The organism is Cuneatibacter sp. NSJ-177 (assembly GCF_022867805.1).
Lineage (GTDB): Bacteria > Bacillota > Clostridia > Lachnospirales > Lachnospiraceae > Pseudolachnospira.
Window position 1 is genome coordinate 406,448 of record NZ_JALIFO010000006.1, and the last position, 16,409, is coordinate 422,856.

Genomic DNA, 16,409 nt, shown 5'->3' on the forward strand with positions numbered 1-16,409 from the left:
AGCGGTGCGGATGGATTTCTCACCGATTCTAATATCCTTAAAAACCGCATCTTTGTCCATTGTGATCACCTTTTTTCTGGGAATTGCCTGCGCCAGGCTGGTGGTCCGGTTAAAGCACGACAAGCTGAAAATGGTTCTGGACGGCATTTTGACACTGCCTTTGGTGCTGCCTCCGACGGTCATGGGATTTTTCCTTCTGTATGTGATTGGCGTGAAGCGGCCAGTCGGTGAATTTTTCCTGGAATATTTCGGCGTGAAGCTGGCCTTTTCCTGGACGGCCACCGTGATTGCCGCCGTGGCGATCTCCTTTCCCATGATGTACCGTTCGGCCAGAGGGGCCTTTGAGCAGGTGGATCAGAACCTGGTTCATGCGGCCAGGACCTTAGGCATGTCGGAGCGGAAGATTTTTTGGAAAGTCATGATGCCGCTGGCGCTGCCCGGCGTGGCGTCCGGCGGCGTGCTTTCCTTTGCCAGGGGCTTGGGTGAGTTTGGGGCGACGGCCATGGTGGCCGGAAATATCGCTGGAAAGACCAGAACCCTTCCGCTTGCCGTGTATTCCCATGTGGCGGCCGGAAATATGGAAGGTGCGTATCAGTACGTGGCGATCATCGTAGTGATTTCCTTCATGGTTGTGGTGAGTATGAATTATTTTACGATGCGGGGGAGCGTATACGGAAAGCGGAAACGGAGGAGGGAACCATGAGCCTGGAGGTGTCCATCCGTAAAAAATTGAAAGGGTTTTACCTGAATGTTTCGTTTGCCCAGGAGGGCCAGGTAAATCTGGGGATTTTAGGCGCGTCGGGTTGCGGAAAGAGTATGACGCTGAAGTGTATCGCCGGTATTGTGACGCCGGATGAAGGTCGAATCGCCGTGAATGGAAGAGTCCTCTATGACTCGGAGAAAAAGATCAATCTGCCGCCGGGAAAACGCAAAGTCGGCTATCTGTTTCAAAATTATGCGCTGTTTCCCCATATGACGGTGGAACAGAATATTGCCTGCGGCTTTGGAAACAACGGCGGCGGGAAGGCGATCATCGAAGAGCTGCTTGGCCGGTTCCAGTTGGAAGGGCTCGGCGGCAGGTATCCGGGGGAACTGTCCGGAGGACAGCAGCAGCGGGTGGCGCTGGCGCGGATGCTGGCAGGGAATCCGGAGGTGATTCTTCTCGACGAGCCCTTCTCGGCTCTGGACGCCCACCTAAAAGAAGCCATGCAGATTCAGATGATAAAATCTCTGGAAACCTGGAAGAAGGATGCGATTCTGGTCACCCACAGCCGGGATGAGGCATACCGGATCTGCCGGGATCTGATGGTGATGGAAAGCGGCCGGGAGGTGGCTTTCGGCAATACAAGGGAGTTGTTCCGGGATCCGAAGACGTTGGCCGCGGCCCGGCTGACCGGCTGCAAAAATATCTCCAGGATCCGGCGGCTGGGGGATCATCAGCTGGAGGCTCTGGATTGGGGCGGAGTGCGGCTGATGTCGAAGGACGAAGTGACGGAGGAGATCCGGTTTGCCGGCGTGCGCGCTCATGATTTTCATCCGGCGGACGGCTGTGCGGAAATGGTGAATCGAATCCCAGTCCGGCTTTCGGAGCTCACGGAGGCTCCGTTTGAGATGGTGATACTCTTTTCCTGCGGGGCGCAGGCGGAGCATGAAATCTGGTGGAAGGTCAGCAAACCGGATTATCGGGGCATCCCGGAGGATCTTTCGGTAGCGCCGGAGGATATCTTGCTGCTCCGGGAGTGACATTACAGAAAAAAACAGACGGAAAAGCCATAGGATCATCCGGACAGACGATCCTATGGCTTTTTTCTTATGGGGATTTTATCTCGTCTTCATCGGCAGGAATCCCTTCGGACTCCGGAAAGTTTGCGAGAAAATAAGACAGCAGACGGGCTGCCGAGTCCAGCTTACTCCACAGGTCTTTCATCCTCCGGAGCGCCGTCTTCCTTGGCTTCCACAGGTTCAGAAACCTCGGCTCCGGTAATGAATCCAGAAGCTTCGTTTCCTGCTGCCGGAGGGGCGCCGGCAAGGTCTCCGGTTCCGGGGGTGAGGGTTCCGCAGCAGGGTTTACAGGGTGTCTCGCACTCTTCTTTCAAAAATTCCTCATACTTCGGCGGTCCAAGCTCCAGCGGCTTGATAGACAGATCCAGCAGATCACCGGACACAAAGTCCATGCAGATGGTGTCGGCGGTGGGCTGCAGGCAGGCCTTCGGAACGGCTGCCTTGCCCTGGTGAGGGATTTTGTACTGAGAAAAGTATATGCTTTTCACGTAGAGGCTGAGGCCAATCGTGGCAGTCCGGGTGGTCAGATCGAAATCCAGAATCTTCGGGATCGCAATCAGGTTCAGGCCTTCGCGCACCACGTTGGAATCCGTGTTAAAACCGGTAAACTGGATCGTCGGGGTTCCGGCATAGGTGCAGGAGCTGGCGACTCCGTAAGGGGCGAAGATTTCCAGCTCAACGGAGTTGGGGTTGGTATCCTCGTCAAAATAATCATAATCAGGAGTTGAGGTGCTTCCCGGCAGGTAAACCGCGGTGGCGGTTTCGGTTGCCAGAAGACGGTTGGCACAGTCGTACAGGTTGAAGACGAATGTGACGGTCAGGTTGGTCAAGGAGACCAGATAGCAGTTGGGGCGGCCATTGATCGGAGTTACCGTGGTGGCCATAGGCCCTGTGGTATCAAACGTTACATTGATTACCTGGGCGGAAATACAGGCGACGGTTCCGGTCAGGGTAGGGAAATCAATGGGAACCGCACGGCACAGGTTGATGCCAAGCTCATCGTAGACCACCGGCGCAAGCAGCGTCAGGGTGTCCGGGTCGCCGCACATCGGATTGGTGCAGACGTCATGGCATTTCCCCTTCGTGTGAACCCCATTGCTGATATAGCGTTTCGGACGGCATTTACAGCCGTTTTGTTTGCTCTTCGGCATTTGGTGAATGTCCTTTCCATTGGAATGCTTACTTTATCCTATGCCTTCGGTTTCTTTTTGTTCGCCCTGTGTGCATAAGATAATAACAAGATAATTGGGAAAGAAAGGTGCAAATATGAATGAGATCTATCAGCGGGCCGAGGGAGGCCAGATCGCTTTGTACCAGGAAGGGAATAAAGTGATGGCGGCCTGGTTCGCCCTGCGCCGGGGCGTCCAGCCGGTACAGCAAAAAGGCGACTGCCTGGGAGGCTTGACCTCGGTTTTGTTCCAGGGGAGCATTTATTTTGCCTATGAAAATCTGCAGCACCAGGTGGCGGTGGATATCCTGGGAGGCGGGAGGGAGAAGATCGTCTTAACGGAAGGGACGGACCGGTGCAAGTTCAGCAACTTGATTCTGGCTGTCAGAGGGGAACTTTTGATCTTGCTTTACCAATCCCTGAATCCGGTCAAAGGGCGGTACGAGATTCACGCCGTGGCGCCGTATCTGCCGGAGCAGTCCGTCATGATCCGGGAGTGCGGGGAGGCTCCCAACAGGCTGAAACTGCTGGAATGGGAGAAGGAACAGTACCTCCTGACCGGCGGGGACCTGGCGGGCGGCGGAATGATATACCGCTGGAAGGCGGATACGGAATGGGAAGTTATGGAAGGATCTAAGTGGCTGAGGGAGGAAGAAACAATCCGCCGGCAGATAGAACAGGACGCGGAGACTAAGCGGCTCAAAGATGAATGGGAGGAGGAGGCAAGAAAAAACCAGGAGAAGCGGGAGGAGGAGATCCGGCGGCTGCAGGCGGAGCGGGAGGCGGTTTACCGGGAGCAGATGGAAGAACTGAGAAAGGAAAAGGAGGAACTGATGGAGAAAAGCAGGGAGGAATCAGACCGTCAAAGGGAAGCTAAAGAGGAAGCCTTCCGCGTCTTGAAAGAGCAGGCGGAGGCGGAAAAAGAGGAGCTTATGGGTGCCCTTGAGGCGAAAGACGAGGAAATCCGCCTTTTAAGGAGCGATCAGGCGCGGGCGGCGGCCGCGGATCAAAGAATTCTTCGGATCAAAAAGGAGTATGAGGCGCAGCTTGAAAGCGCCCGGATTCAGTACAATGAGCTGGCGGGCACGGCGGCCGAGCTCCAGAGGATCGGAAAGATGTGGCGGGATAAGTGTTATCAAATGGAAGGACGCGACCTGGAAAACGATTCCGACCGTTCATAAAAATTTCAGATTCCGATCCCTTGTTGACATTTCCTGGATCTGTTATAATTCTTGTGATTGAAGAGACGAGAATTCGAGATGAATCGAGAGATAGAAAATGAGGAGTGAAGAAAACTTGCAAAGCAGGGACATGAGACTGGTGGACCTGCACGCTCATACTGACTGCTCCGACGGGACGTTAAGTCCCGCGGAGCTGATCCATCTGGCAAAGCAAAAAGGCCTGTCCGCAATCGCCGTGACGGATCACGACACCACAAGAGGGCTGACGGCCGCCATGGCGGAAGGAGCGCGGATCGGGATCGAAGTGATTCCCGGCATCGAGTTCAGCACCAGCCTGGAGGAAAAAGAGATCCATATGATCGGCCTGTTTTTGCGGCCGGAGTGCCCCAAGCTTCAGGAAAGTCTGGAGGAAATGCGGAGAGACCGTCTTGAGAGAAACCGGAAATCCGTTCGGAAGCTTCAGGAGGCGGGCTTTCTGATCTCGGAGGTAGATCTGGGGCGTTTCGGCGGCGAGGCGATATTGACCAGGGGACATATCGGAAAACTTCTGGTGGAGCGAGGCTATGCGCCGGATGTAAAGACAGCGATCCGGACCTACCTGACCAGAGGCGGGGCCGGGTATGTGAAACGGAAAACGCCGCCTCCTGCGGAGGCTATCAAACGGATTCACGAGGCGGGAGGCCTGGTTTTCGTGGCCCATCCCCATCAGATTTCCCGGAAAGACCCGGAGGAGAGCCTTCGGATCTGCCGGGATATCATAAAAGCGGGAGCGGACGGCCTGGAGACTCGCTATTGTGAGTACGATGACTGGTGGAGGGAGCGGACGGAGGCCATCGCGGAGGAGTTCGGATGCCTGCGCTCCGGCGGCAGCGATTTCCACGGTTCCCTGAAACAAGGGTTGGAATTGGGGAGCGGCTACGGAGATCTTGCGGTGCCCTACTGGTTTTTGGAGAAAATGAGAGGGGCTTTGTAGACATTTTCCTCCATTTATGCTACACTAAAACAGACGGCGCCAGGGATAAGTCCGGCGCGGAAAAATACGAATTTGAGGGAGAAATTCCATGGAAAAACAGAGGAGAGTCCTGCTGAAATTGAGCGGGGAGGCTCTGGCCGGAGATAAGAAAACCGGATTCGATGAGGAGACGGTGCGCCGGGTGGCGGCCCAGGTGAAGCGCTCGGCAGAGGCCGGGATCCAGATCGCCATCGTGATCGGCGGCGGGAATTTCTGGAGAGGGCGCAGCAGCAATGCCATTGACCGGGTGAAGGCGGATCAGATCGGGATGCTGGCGACGGTGATGAACTGTATCTATGTGTCGTCCCTGTTTCAGCATCTGGGAATGAAGACAGAAGTGTTCAGCGCTTTTCCGATCGGCGGAGTGACGAAGCTTTTCACGAAAGAAGAAGCGGAGGAAGCTTTGACCGCAGGGAAAATCGTATTCTTTGCCGGAGGCACCGGCCATCCGTATTTTTCGACGGATACCGGGGTGGTGCTCCGGGCCATCGAGATGGAGGCCGATGAAATCCTGCTGGCGAAGGCGGTGGATGGCGTCTACGACAGCGATCCGAAGACCAATCCGCAGGCGAAAAAATTCGACACGATCACGATCGAGGAGGTCGTGGAGAAAAAGCTCCAGGTGATTGACCTGGCGGCTTCGATCCTCTGCCTGGAAAACCGGATGCCGATGGCGGTGTTCGGCCTGGACGGAGAGGACAGCATTACCCAGGCGATGATGGGACATATTACCGGTACGCGTGTGACCGTTTAAGGAGGAAGTTATGGACGAGAGATTACAGGTTTACGAAGAAAAGATGCAGAAAACCCTGAACAACCTGCTGGAGGAATTTTCGACGATCCGGGCCGGGCGGGCCAATCCGGCGATTCTGAATAAACTGACGGTGGACTATTACGGTTCGGCGACGCCCCTCGCCCAGGTAGCTACCATCTCGGTGCCGGAGGCACGGATTCTCCAGATCCAGCCCTGGGACAAGACATTGATCAAAGCCATCGAGAAGGCGATCAACATGTCGGATCTGGGGATCAACCCGAATAACGACGGTTCGATCATCCGCCTGATTTTCCCGGAGCTGACCGAGGATCGCAGAAAAGAGCTGGCAAAAGATATCAAGAAAAAAGGCGAGGCCGCCAAGGTGGCGGTGCGGAACATCCGCCGGGACGCCAATGATAAGGTGAAGAAGCTGGAAAAAGGCGGGGAGTTCACTGAGGACGATGTAAAGTCTGCGGAGGAAGATATCCAGAAGATGACCGATAAATTCATCGGAAAAGTGGATAAGGAAACCGAAGCGAAGACAAAGGAGATTATGACGGTTTAAGCTGTGCTACGGCAAGGACCGGGTTTGTGAGGAAAAAGAGTCATTCTGAGCGAGAAGGCGGGGGAGATATCCTTCGGGCGCGTCTGCCCTCAGAATGGCCTTTTTCCTGTTATGAAGCTTTGCGAAAGGAAAAACTTATGGAAGATTTACGGGTTCCCAACCACGTAGCGATTATACTCGACGGAAACGGCCGCTGGGCCAAGGCCCACGGACTTCCCAGAAAGCTGGGACATAAGGCGGGCTGTGAGAATCTGGAACAGATCGTGGAGGACGCCGCCAGGCTCGGCATCGGCTATCTGACCGTCTACGGCTTTTCCACGGAAAACTGGAAGCGGTCCGCCGATGAGGTCGGCGCGCTGATGCAGCTGTTCCGCTACTATATGAGAAAACTGCTGAAAGTCGCCATGGCCAACAATGTGCGGGTGAAGATGATCGGCGAGGAGAGCCGGTTTGACGATGATATCATCGACGGAATCGATACCCTGGTGCGGGAGACAAGAAACAACACGGGGATGACTTTTGTGATTGCGGTCAATTACGGCGGCCGGGACGAGATCACCCGCGGCGTGCGGCGTCTGGCGAAGGATGTGGCGGCCGGATCGCTGAATCCGGATGCGATCACCGAAGAGACCATCCAGTCCTATCTGGACACGGCTGAGATTCCGGATCCGGATCTGATGATCCGAACCAGCGGAGAGCAGAGGCTCTCCAATTATCTGATGTGGCAGATGGCCTACACGGAACTTTATTTTACCGACGTGTACTGGCCGGATTTCCACAAAGAGGATTTGGTCCGCGCGATCGAAATCTACAATGAGAGAGACCGCCGGTTCGGCGGCCGTTAGGAGAGAGTTATGTTTTGGGTGCGATTCCGCAGCAGCGTGCTGCTGATGCTGGTGACGATTTTCCTGCTGGTGATGGGGGGCAATGTTCTTTTTGCCGGGCTCCTTCTCATATCATGGATTGGGATGATGGAGCTCTACCGGATCTTTGATTTTCACAAATCCCTGCTTGGGGCCGTGGGCTATCTGGCGGCGGCCGGGTATTATGCGCTGATCTATTTCGGAAAACAGGATTTGGTGCTATTGGGGCTGGTCGGATTTCTGATCGCTCTGATGGCGGTCTACGTGCTGACTTTTCCGAAATATAAGGCAAACCAGGTGATGGCCGCGTTTTTTGGTTTGTTTTACGTGGCCGTCATGATTTCCTTTATCTATCGGGTGCGGATTTCGGAAAGCGGGGCGTTTTTGGTCTGGCTGATCTTTATTTGTTCCTGGGGTTGTGATACTTGTGCCTATTGTGTGGGCATACTAATCGGGAAGCACAAGATGGCTCCGGTGCTGAGCCCGAAAAAATCCATCGAGGGCGGCGTCGGCGGCGTGCTGGGCGCGGCTCTGATCGGAGTGATTTACGCGGCTGTTGTGAAGGAGCATATTACGATTTTCACAAGCCCGGTGTTCAGTGTCGCGGTGCTTTGCGCGGCGGGGGCCGTGATTTCCCAGATCGGGGATCTGGCGGCATCGGCAATCAAGAGGAATACCGAGATCAAGGATTACGGGAAGCTGATTCCCGGCCACGGCGGCATCTTGGACCGGTTTGACAGCGTGATCATTACGGCGCCGATTATTTTTGCCCTGATGCAGGCGTTTGGCTGATCCGCAGGGGAGGTACCTGATGAGAAATATTGTGATACTTGGCTCCACGGGTTCCATCGGCACCCAGACTCTTGAGGTGGTCCGCGCCAATGGAGACCTTGCGGTCACCGGCCTGGCCGCCGGATCCCGGACCGAGCTTTTGGAAGAACAGATTCGAGAGTTTCACCCGTCCGTCGTCTGCGTCTTTGACGAGAAGGCGGCGGGAGAGCTGGCGGTCCGCACGGCGGATCTGCCAGTCAAGATTGTCACCGGCATGGACGGCCTGATCGAGACGGCGGCGGAGCCCTCGGCGGATCTGGTGGTGACGGCTGTGGTGGGCATGGTGGGAATCCGTCCGACCATGGCGGCCATTGAGGCGGGAAAAGACATTGCCTTAGCCAACAAGGAAACCCTGGTGACGGCGGGGCACCTGATCATCCCGCTGGCAGAGAAAAAAGGTGTGCGGATCCTGCCGGTGGACAGCGAGCACAGCGCGATTTTCCAGGTGCTTTCCGGGGAGAGAGGGAATGCGGTTAGCCGGATTCTCCTGACGGCCTCCGGCGGTCCGTTCCGCGGCTGGACCAGAGAACAGATGAAAAACGTCCGGGTGGAAGATGCCCTGAAACACCCGAATTGGACCATGGGAAGGAAGATTACGATTGATTCCGCCACCATGGTCAATAAAGGACTGGAGGTCATGGAGGCCGGATGGCTGTTTGGCGTGCCCCTTTCCCGCGTGGAGGTGGTGGTGCAGCCCCAGAGCGTAATCCACTCCATGGTGGAATTTGAAGACGGAGCCGTGCTTGCCCAGCTGGGGACGCCGGATATGAGACTTCCGATCCAGTACGCCCTGTACTATCCGGAGCGCCGGGATCTTTCCGGCGGCCGTCTGGATTTTCGGGCGATGGGGCATATCACCCTGGAAGCGCCGGATCTCGTGAATTTCCGCGGCCTGGCGCTGGCTTACCGGGCCGGTGAGACTGGGGGAAGCCTTCCCACAGTTTTCAATGCGGCCAACGAATGGGCGGTGGCGCGTTTTCTGAACCGGAAAATTGGATTTTTGGAGATTACGGATTCCATCGAGGCTGCCATGGAGGCCCACCGGGTGATCCCGAATCCATCGGTCTCCGAGATTTTGGAGACCGAGGCCTCGGTCCGGGAGTTTTTAAACCAGCGAAGCAAGTTTTAGGCTGCTGATCCGGAACTGCGCTTTTGCAGGATAGGGAACCGGAACAATTATAGAAAGTAGGGTATAAGTTTTTGAGTATTCTGATTGCGTTTCTCGTATTTGGCTTTTTGATTTTGACTCATGAGCTCGGTCACTTCCTGCTGGCAAAAAAAGCCGGCATCGGCGTGATCGAATTTTCGATCGGCATGGGACCGAGGATCGTCAGCAAGCAGATCGGGGAGACCAAATATTCGTTGAAGTGGATCCCCTTCGGCGGATCCTGCATGATGGTCGGCGAGGACGCCGAGAGCGATTCCCCGGACGCCTTCAACAAAAAGTCGGTTTGGGCCCGGATTTTGGTGGTGGCGGCCGGACCTTTGTTCAATTTCCTGTTTGCGTTTCTCCTGGCGTTGGTAGTCATTGCCATCGCCGGGGCGAATCCTGCCAAGATCTATCAAGTTCAGTCGGGATACGGCGCGGACCAGGCCGGTCTGCAGCCGGGCGACGTGATTCAGGAGATCAATGGAAAAAGTATTTCCCTGGGTCGGGATATTGACCTGTATTTTCTGAACCACCCGATGGACGGCAGTAAGATCGCCGTTACCTATGAGCGGGAGGGGAAGGAATATACGGTGCAGCTGGACCCCAACTATACGGCTTACCGGATGGGGATCAGCTATTATGCCACCGCGGACCGGCCGTCGTTTTCTGAAGTCACGGAGAATTCTCCGGCGGCTAAGGCCGGGATCGAGGCCGGCGACGTGGTTGTCAGTATCAATGGGACTGCGGTTGCCACAGGCGAGGAGATGGCCGCCTACCTGGCGGAAAATCCCATCGACGGCACTCCTTTAAAACTGATTTTGGAACGGGACGGAAAACAGAGGGAAGTGTCGCTGACCCCGGAGAAATACGAGGGAACCACTCTTGGCCTGAAGGCCAGCGATTACCGGGAAAAGGCAGGCGTGCTGGAGGTTTTAAAAGGCGGCGTACAGGAAGTCCGGTACTGGGTTTCGTTCTGCCTTACCTCCTTAAAAATGCTGGTGACCGGCCAGGCCGGGATCAAGGATATGTCGGGGCCGGTGGGAATCGTGTCCCTGATTGATACGACGGTGGAGCAGAGCCGGAGCGACGGAGCTCTCTACGTCTTCCTGAATGTGGTGAATCTGGCGATTCTCCTCAGCGCCAATCTGGGCGTCTTCAATCTGCTTCCCATCCCTGCGCTGGACGGCGGACGCCTGGTCTTTTTAGTGATCGAAGCGCTGAGAGGAAAACCGGTTCCGCCGGATAAGGAAGGCATGGTGCATACGGTGGGCTTTGTGCTGCTGATGCTTTTGATGGTGGTCGTCTTGTACAATGATATTGCGCGGCTCTTCGGCTAGCGCGGGAGGAGACGGATGAGAAGAAAGTCGAAAAAAATTTGGATCGGAGGAATTCCAGTGGGCGGCGGCGCTCCGGTTTCCATTCAATCCATGACCAATACGAAGACGGAAGATGTGGAGGCAACGGTGGCCCAGATCTTGGCTCTGGAGGAGGCCGGTTGCGAGATCATCCGCGCAACCGTGCCGACGCCGGAGGCGGCTTTGGCATTTGGGCGGATCAAACAGAGAATCCACATCCCGCTGGTGGCGGATATCCATTTTGATTACCGCCTGGCCATCGCAGCCGTGGAAAACGGAGCGGATAAAATCCGGATCAATCCCGGAAATATCGGCGGCCGGGAAAAAGTGAAAGCCGTGGTGGACTGCGCGAAGGAGCGGAATATTCCGATCCGGGTCGGCGTCAACAGCGGCTCTTTGGAGAAAAACCTCCTGGAAAAGTACGGCGGCGTCACGGCGGAGGGGCTGGTGGAGAGCGCCATGGACAAGGTGCGGATGATCGAAGACCTGGGCTATGACAATCTCGTGATCAGCATCAAATCCTCCGATGTGCCGATGTGCATCCGTGCCCATGAGCTGATTGCGGATCAGACGGATCTGCCGCTCCATGTGGGAATCACAGAGGCCGGTACGGTGAAGAGCGGCACCATCCAGTCGGCGGTGGGACTCGGCGCGATCCTCTCCCGCGGCATCGGCGATACGATCCGGGTTTCCCTGACCGGCGACCCAAAAGAGGAGATCTTCGCCGCGAAAAAGATTCTTCAGGCGCTGGGACTCCGGCAGGAAGGCATCCGGGTCGTGTCCTGCCCTACCTGCGGCCGGACTAACATCGATTTGATCGGGCTTGCCAATCAGGTGGAAGAGATGACTGCCCGCTATGATTTGAATCTGAAAGTGGCCGTGATGGGCTGCGTGGTGAATGGGCCGGGTGAAGCAAAGGAAGCGGATCTCGGCATCGCAGGCGGAAAAGGCGAGGGACTGTTGATCCGAAAAGGGGAAATCCTGCGGAAGGTGCCGGAGGAGGAGCTTTTGTCGGCGCTGGAGCTGGAATTGGCCCATTGGGAGAACGAGAATGAATAAAAGTTTTTGGGAAGTCCTTCCCAATTTGCAGACCGCGGACCACTTGATGCAGCTGCTGGACCGGGTGTCGGTGACCAGGGTGACCATGCCGAGGGACCGGAGCATGATCCGGATTTATATCGAATGCCGCGAGCTCATTGCAAAGCGGGATATTTACATACTGGAAGCTGCGATCAAAAAGCAGTTTTTCGCCCATAAAAATGTAACGGTTAAGATTTATGAGCGGTATGAGCTGGGAGAGATGACCGCCGAGGAAGCCTTGACCCGCTACCGGGACAGCATCCTCCTGGAGTTAAAGGGCTGGCATCTGATGGATTACAACCTGTTTCGGACTGCGAAGATGTCCTTTGCTGATCCCCAGGTGCTGGTTTTGGAGGCGGAGGACAATATCGTCAATCACGCCCGCAGCCAGGAGCTCTGCCGGATTTTAGAGAAAATTTTCAATGAGCGTCTGGGGATTCCCCTGGAAGTCCGGTGCCACCTGGGCAAGGTCGTGCATAAGTCCTGGAATCAGCTCAGCGAGGATGCGATGCTAATGGAGGCGGCCGAGATCAGCCGCCATGCCCTGGAAGCCAAAGCCGGTGAGGATGCGGTGGCGGCCAAGGAGCAGAAAAAGCAGGAGTACCGCCGGACGCCGCGGGCCAGACAGCTGGAGGAATCCGAAGGCTACGGCCGGGATTTTTCCGACGACCCGATTTCCATCGACCAGATCGTGGAAGAGATCGGAGATGTGGTGATTCAGGGAGAGATCATCAAGGTGGACACCAGGGTGATCAAGACCGGAAACTGGATCGTCACCTTTGTGGTGACGGATCATAGGGATTCCATCCTGGTGAAGATTTTCTGCAAGCCGGAGGAAAAAGACGGCCTCCTTGGGCTGGTGAAGGAAGGCCAGTGGGTCGCGGTCAAAGGCCGCACGGTGCTGGACAAGTTTGACAAAGAACTGACCATCGCTTCGGTCCAGGGCATCAAAAAGCTGGATCACGGATCCGGCGGCCGTCAGGATAAAAGTCCCGTCAAGCGGGTAGAGCTTCACTGCCACACGAAGATGAGCGATATGGACGGCGTTTCCGACGCCTCCGCCATTGTAAAGCGGGCTGCGGCCTGGGGACAGAAAGCCATTGCCATCACGGACCACGGCGTGGTCCAGTCTTTCCCGGAGGCCATGCACACCGCAGAAAAACTGGATATTAAGATCATCTACGGCTGCGAAGGCTATCTGGTGGACGATCATCCGGGGGATACCGTGGAGGATATCAAAAAGGCGAAAACCTACCATATCATTTTGCTGGCCCAGAATGATATCGGACGGATCAATCTGTACCGGATGGTGTCGGAATCCCATCTGACCTATTATCACCGCCGCCCGCGGATTCCCAAGAGCCTGCTGACGGAGTGCCGGGAGGGGGTTGTCGTGGGTTCCGCCTGCGAGTCGGGAGAGCTGTTCCGGGCCATCGTGGAGAAGAAGCCGGAAGAAGAGCTGATTTCCATTGCGAAATATTACGATTATCTGGAAATCCAGCCGGTCGGCAACAATGAATTTATGATCCGGGACGAGAAGTATGAGGCCAAGACCCTGGAAGACCTGCGGGACATGAACCGAAAGATCGTAGACTTGGGCGAACAGCTGGGGAAACCCGTGGTGGCCACCTGCGACGTCCATTTTCTGAATCCGGAGGATGAGGTTTACCGCCGGATCCTGATGAAAGGCAAAGGGTTTGCCGACGCCGACCTCCAGCCGCCTTTGTATCTGCGGACCACCGAGGAAATGCTGGAAGAGTTCTCCTATCTCGGAAAAGAAAAGGCCGAGGAGATCGTGATCACCAACACCAACCGGGTGGCGGATTCCTGCGAGAAGATCCTTCCGGTCCGGCTGGACAAGTGCCCGCCGGTCATTGAGGGATCCGAGGAGGAGCTCCGGGATATGTGCTATCAGAAAGCGGAGAGTATCTACGGAAGCCCGCTGCCGTCCATCGTTTCGGAGCGTTTGGAGAAGGAATTGACCTCTATTATCGGAAACGGTTACGCGGTCATGTATATCATTGCCCAGCGCCTGGTGAAAAAATCCACCGACGACGGGTATCTGGTGGGATCCCGTGGGTCCGTCGGCTCGTCCTTTGTGGCGACGATGTCGGATATCACCGAGGTAAACCCGCTGAGCCCCCACTATGTCTGCCCCCACTGCAAATACAGCGACTTTGATTCCGACGAGGTCAAAGCCTACGCCGGAAGCGCCGGCTGCGACATGCCGGATAAGGCGTGCCCGAAGTGCGGGACGCTGATGACAAAAGACGGGTTTGACATTCCTTTCGAGACGTTTCTCGGCTTTAAGGGGGACAAGGAGCCGGATATCGACCTGAACTTTTCCGGCGAATACCAAAGCCATGCCCACGACTACACGGAAGTGCTGTTCGGGAAGGGACATACCTTCCGGGCCGGGACCATCGGCACGCTGGCCGAGAAGACCGCCTACGGCTTTGTGATGAAGTACTACGAGGAAAAAAATATCATCAAGCGCCGCTGTGAGATCGAGCGGATCGCGGCAGGCTGCGTCGGCGTGCGCCGGAGCACCGGACAGCATCCGGGCGGCATCGTGGTCATGCCGAAGGGGGAAAACATTTATTCCTTTACCCCGATCCAGCATCCGGCCAATGATATGACCACCAACACGGTGACGACCCACTTTGATTACCACTCCATCGACCAGAACCTGCTGAAGCTGGATATCCTCGGACACGATGATCCCACCATGATCCGGCGTCTGGAAGATCTGATTCACATCGACGCACGGACGATCCCGCTGGACGATCCGAAGGTCATGTCTTTGTTTAAGGACACTTCGGCACTGGGCGTAACTCCGGAGGACCTGGGAGGCTGTAAGCTGGGCGCTTTGGGAATCCCGGAGTTTGGCACGGACTTTGCCATGCAGATGCTGATCGATTCCCAGCCCAAATGCTTTGCCGACCTGGTGCGGATCGCCGGGCTGGCCCACGGCACGGACGTATGGCTGGGGAACGCGCAGGATTTGATCCTTTCGGGCAAGGCCACGCTGCAGACGGCCATCTGTACCCGTGACGACATCATGCTGTATCTGATCTCCATGGGCATGGATAAGAGCCTGTCCTTCAATATCATGGAGAAGGTAAGAAAGGGAAAAGGCCTGACGCCGGAGCACGAAAAAGCCATGCGGGAGGCCAATGTGCCGGATTGGTATATTGATTCCTGTAAAAAGATCAAATATATGTTCCCGAAGGCCCACGCGGCGGCCTACGTCATGATGGCCTGGCGGATCGCCTACTGTAAGGTCTATCATCCGCTGGAATACTATGCGGCATTTTTTGGCATCCGGGCTACCGGCTTTAACTATGAATTGATGTGCCGCGGACGGGACATCCTGGAAATGAATCTGAAAATGTATAAGAGCAACGGAGACAATCTGACGGAAAAAGAAAAGGTCACGCTCCGCGATATGAGGATCGTCCAGGAGATGTATGCGAGAGGCTATGAATTTATGCCCCTTGACATTTACCGCGCCCACGCCACCCACTTCCAGGTGATCGACGGAAAGATCATGCCTTCCTTGAGCAGTATCGAAGGAATGGGAGAGAAGGCGGCCGAGGCCGTGATGGAGGAGGCGAAGAAAGACCGTTTCCTCTCAAGGGAGGATTTCTGCCAGCGCACCAAGACCAGTAAAACCGTGGCCGATCTGATGGCGGATATGGGACTTTTCGGAGACCTGCCGATGACCAACCAGATCTCGTTGTTTGATATGGAACTTCTGTAAGGGCCGGAGGGTCTGAAAAGGGAGGAAGTTATGTGGCTTCTTTTTGCAGCTGGTTCCGCAGTGTTTGCAGGTTTGACGGCAATACTTGCGAAGCTTGGCATGGAAAAGGTGAATTCCCATTTGGGGACGGCGGTCCGCACCTGCGTGGTGGCGGTCTTTGCCTGGCTCTTGGTCCTGATCTCCGGGGCTTTCCGGGAAATTTCTGAGATCAGCGGGAAAACCTTGCTGTTTTTGATTCTCTCCGGCCTTGCGACCGGCGGTTCCTGGATCTGCTATTTCCGGGCTTTACAGCTTGGAAATGTGAACCAGGTGACTCCCATCGATAAGTCCAGCACCGTATTGACCATGGTGCTGGCCTTCTTCCTGTTGGGCGAGCCCCTGGGGATCTGGAAACTGTTCTGTATGATTTTGATGCTGGCCGGAACCTACCTGATGATTGAAAAAAAAGCAGCGGACCCAGAAAAGAAGGAAGAAAACGGCTGGCGGTGGCTGATCTATGCCATAGCCTCCGCGGTGTTTGCGGCTTTGACTGCGATTCTTGGAAAAATCGGAATCCAGGGGATTGATTCCAATCTGGGAACGGCGATCCGCACTTTGGTGGTGCTGGCGCTGGCCTGGGGAATCGTATTTTCGCTGGGGTTACAGAAAGGGATCTCTTCCCTGACCCGGAAGAACTGGGTTTTTCTGATCCTGAGCGGCCTCGCCACCGGGCTTTCCTGGCTTTGCTATTACCGGGCCCTCCAGGAGGGGGAAGCCAGTATTGTGGTGCCGATTGATAAGCTGAGCATTTTAATTACGGTGGCGTTCTCGGCATTGATTTTAAAAGAAAAGCTTTCGGGAAAGGCGGCGGTGGGACTGGTCTTGTTGACGGCCGGCACGCTGCTCTTGCTCCGATGAATTACGGG

General features: G+C 55.7%; 14 protein-coding genes. 13 read left to right on the forward strand and 1 reads right to left on the reverse strand.

Annotated features, from left to right (window positions below; genetic code table 11):
* Nucleotides 1-10 precede the first annotated feature (10 nt).
* Complete coding sequence (modB, locus tag MUB23_RS09810) at nucleotides 11-703, forward strand: molybdate ABC transporter permease subunit (RefSeq protein ID WP_244800310.1); 693 nt, start codon at nucleotides 11-13, stop codon at nucleotides 701-703.
* Entirely contained in the window at nucleotides 700-1,743 is a 1,044-nt protein-coding gene (locus tag MUB23_RS09815; protein ID WP_244800311.1) for a sulfate/molybdate ABC transporter ATP-binding protein, read from the forward strand. Before modB ends, MUB23_RS09815 begins: the two co-directional genes overlap by 4 nt.
* Before the next feature lie 164 nt (nucleotides 1,744-1,907).
* On the opposite strand, the gene MUB23_RS09820 is transcribed toward MUB23_RS09815, so the two are convergent.
* A complete protein-coding gene (locus MUB23_RS09820) occupies nucleotides 1,908-2,933 on the reverse strand; it encodes a hypothetical protein (protein WP_244800312.1) in 1,026 nt (341 codons plus the stop codon).
* Nucleotides 2,934-3,048: 115 nt separating this feature from the next.
* On the opposite strand from MUB23_RS09820, the gene MUB23_RS09825 reads away from it, so the two are divergent.
* The 11 genes from MUB23_RS09825 to MUB23_RS09875 all read left to right on the forward strand — a co-directional run bounded on the left by MUB23_RS09825 (nucleotide 3,049) and on the right by MUB23_RS09875 (nucleotide 16,401).
* Complete coding sequence (locus MUB23_RS09825; protein ID WP_244800313.1) at nucleotides 3,049-4,131, forward strand: hypothetical protein; 1,083 nt, start codon at nucleotides 3,049-3,051, stop codon at nucleotides 4,129-4,131.
* Between the two features lie 97 nt (nucleotides 4,132-4,228).
* Nucleotides 4,229-5,104, forward strand: a complete 876-nt coding sequence (locus MUB23_RS09830) for a PHP domain-containing protein (RefSeq protein ID WP_244800314.1) — start codon at nucleotides 4,229-4,231, stop codon at nucleotides 5,102-5,104.
* Nucleotides 5,105-5,192: 88 nt separating this feature from the next.
* The gene (pyrH, locus tag MUB23_RS09835) at nucleotides 5,193-5,897 is read left to right on the forward strand and encodes a UMP kinase (protein ID WP_244800315.1); all 705 of its coding nucleotides are present in this window, start codon (nucleotides 5,193-5,195) and stop codon (nucleotides 5,895-5,897) included.
* A gap of 10 nt (nucleotides 5,898-5,907) precedes the next feature.
* The gene (gene frr / locus MUB23_RS09840) at nucleotides 5,908-6,462 is read left to right on the forward strand and encodes a ribosome recycling factor (RefSeq protein WP_244800316.1); all 555 of its coding nucleotides are present in this window, start codon (nucleotides 5,908-5,910) and stop codon (nucleotides 6,460-6,462) included.
* 137 nt (nucleotides 6,463-6,599) lie between these two features.
* Complete coding sequence (locus MUB23_RS09845) at nucleotides 6,600-7,307, forward strand: isoprenyl transferase (protein WP_244800317.1); 708 nt, start codon at nucleotides 6,600-6,602, stop codon at nucleotides 7,305-7,307.
* Nucleotides 7,308-7,316: 9 nt separating this feature from the next.
* Entirely contained in the window at nucleotides 7,317-8,117 is an 801-nt protein-coding gene (locus MUB23_RS09850; RefSeq protein WP_244800318.1) for a phosphatidate cytidylyltransferase, read from the forward strand.
* 19 nt (nucleotides 8,118-8,136) lie between these two features.
* Nucleotides 8,137-9,285, forward strand: a complete 1,149-nt coding sequence (locus tag MUB23_RS09855) for a 1-deoxy-D-xylulose-5-phosphate reductoisomerase (protein WP_244800319.1) — start codon at nucleotides 8,137-8,139, stop codon at nucleotides 9,283-9,285.
* Between the two features lie 71 nt (nucleotides 9,286-9,356).
* Nucleotides 9,357-10,643: an RIP metalloprotease RseP gene (gene rseP / locus MUB23_RS09860; RefSeq protein ID WP_244800320.1), complete on the forward strand. Its 1,287-nt coding sequence runs from the start codon at nucleotides 9,357-9,359 to the stop codon at nucleotides 10,641-10,643.
* Nucleotides 10,644-10,658: 15 nt separating this feature from the next.
* Nucleotides 10,659-11,720 (forward strand): flavodoxin-dependent (E)-4-hydroxy-3-methylbut-2-enyl-diphosphate synthase, encoded by a 1,062-nt coding sequence (gene ispG / locus MUB23_RS09865; protein WP_244800321.1) that lies wholly within the window; start codon nucleotides 10,659-10,661, stop codon nucleotides 11,718-11,720.
* Nucleotides 11,713-15,504: a PolC-type DNA polymerase III gene (locus MUB23_RS09870; RefSeq protein WP_244800322.1), complete on the forward strand. Its 3,792-nt coding sequence runs from the start codon at nucleotides 11,713-11,715 to the stop codon at nucleotides 15,502-15,504. Before ispG ends, MUB23_RS09870 begins: the two co-directional genes overlap by 8 nt.
* 30 nt (nucleotides 15,505-15,534) lie before the next feature.
* Entirely contained in the window at nucleotides 15,535-16,401 is an 867-nt protein-coding gene (locus MUB23_RS09875) for an EamA family transporter (protein WP_244800323.1), read from the forward strand.
* Nucleotides 16,402-16,409 lie beyond the last annotated feature (8 nt).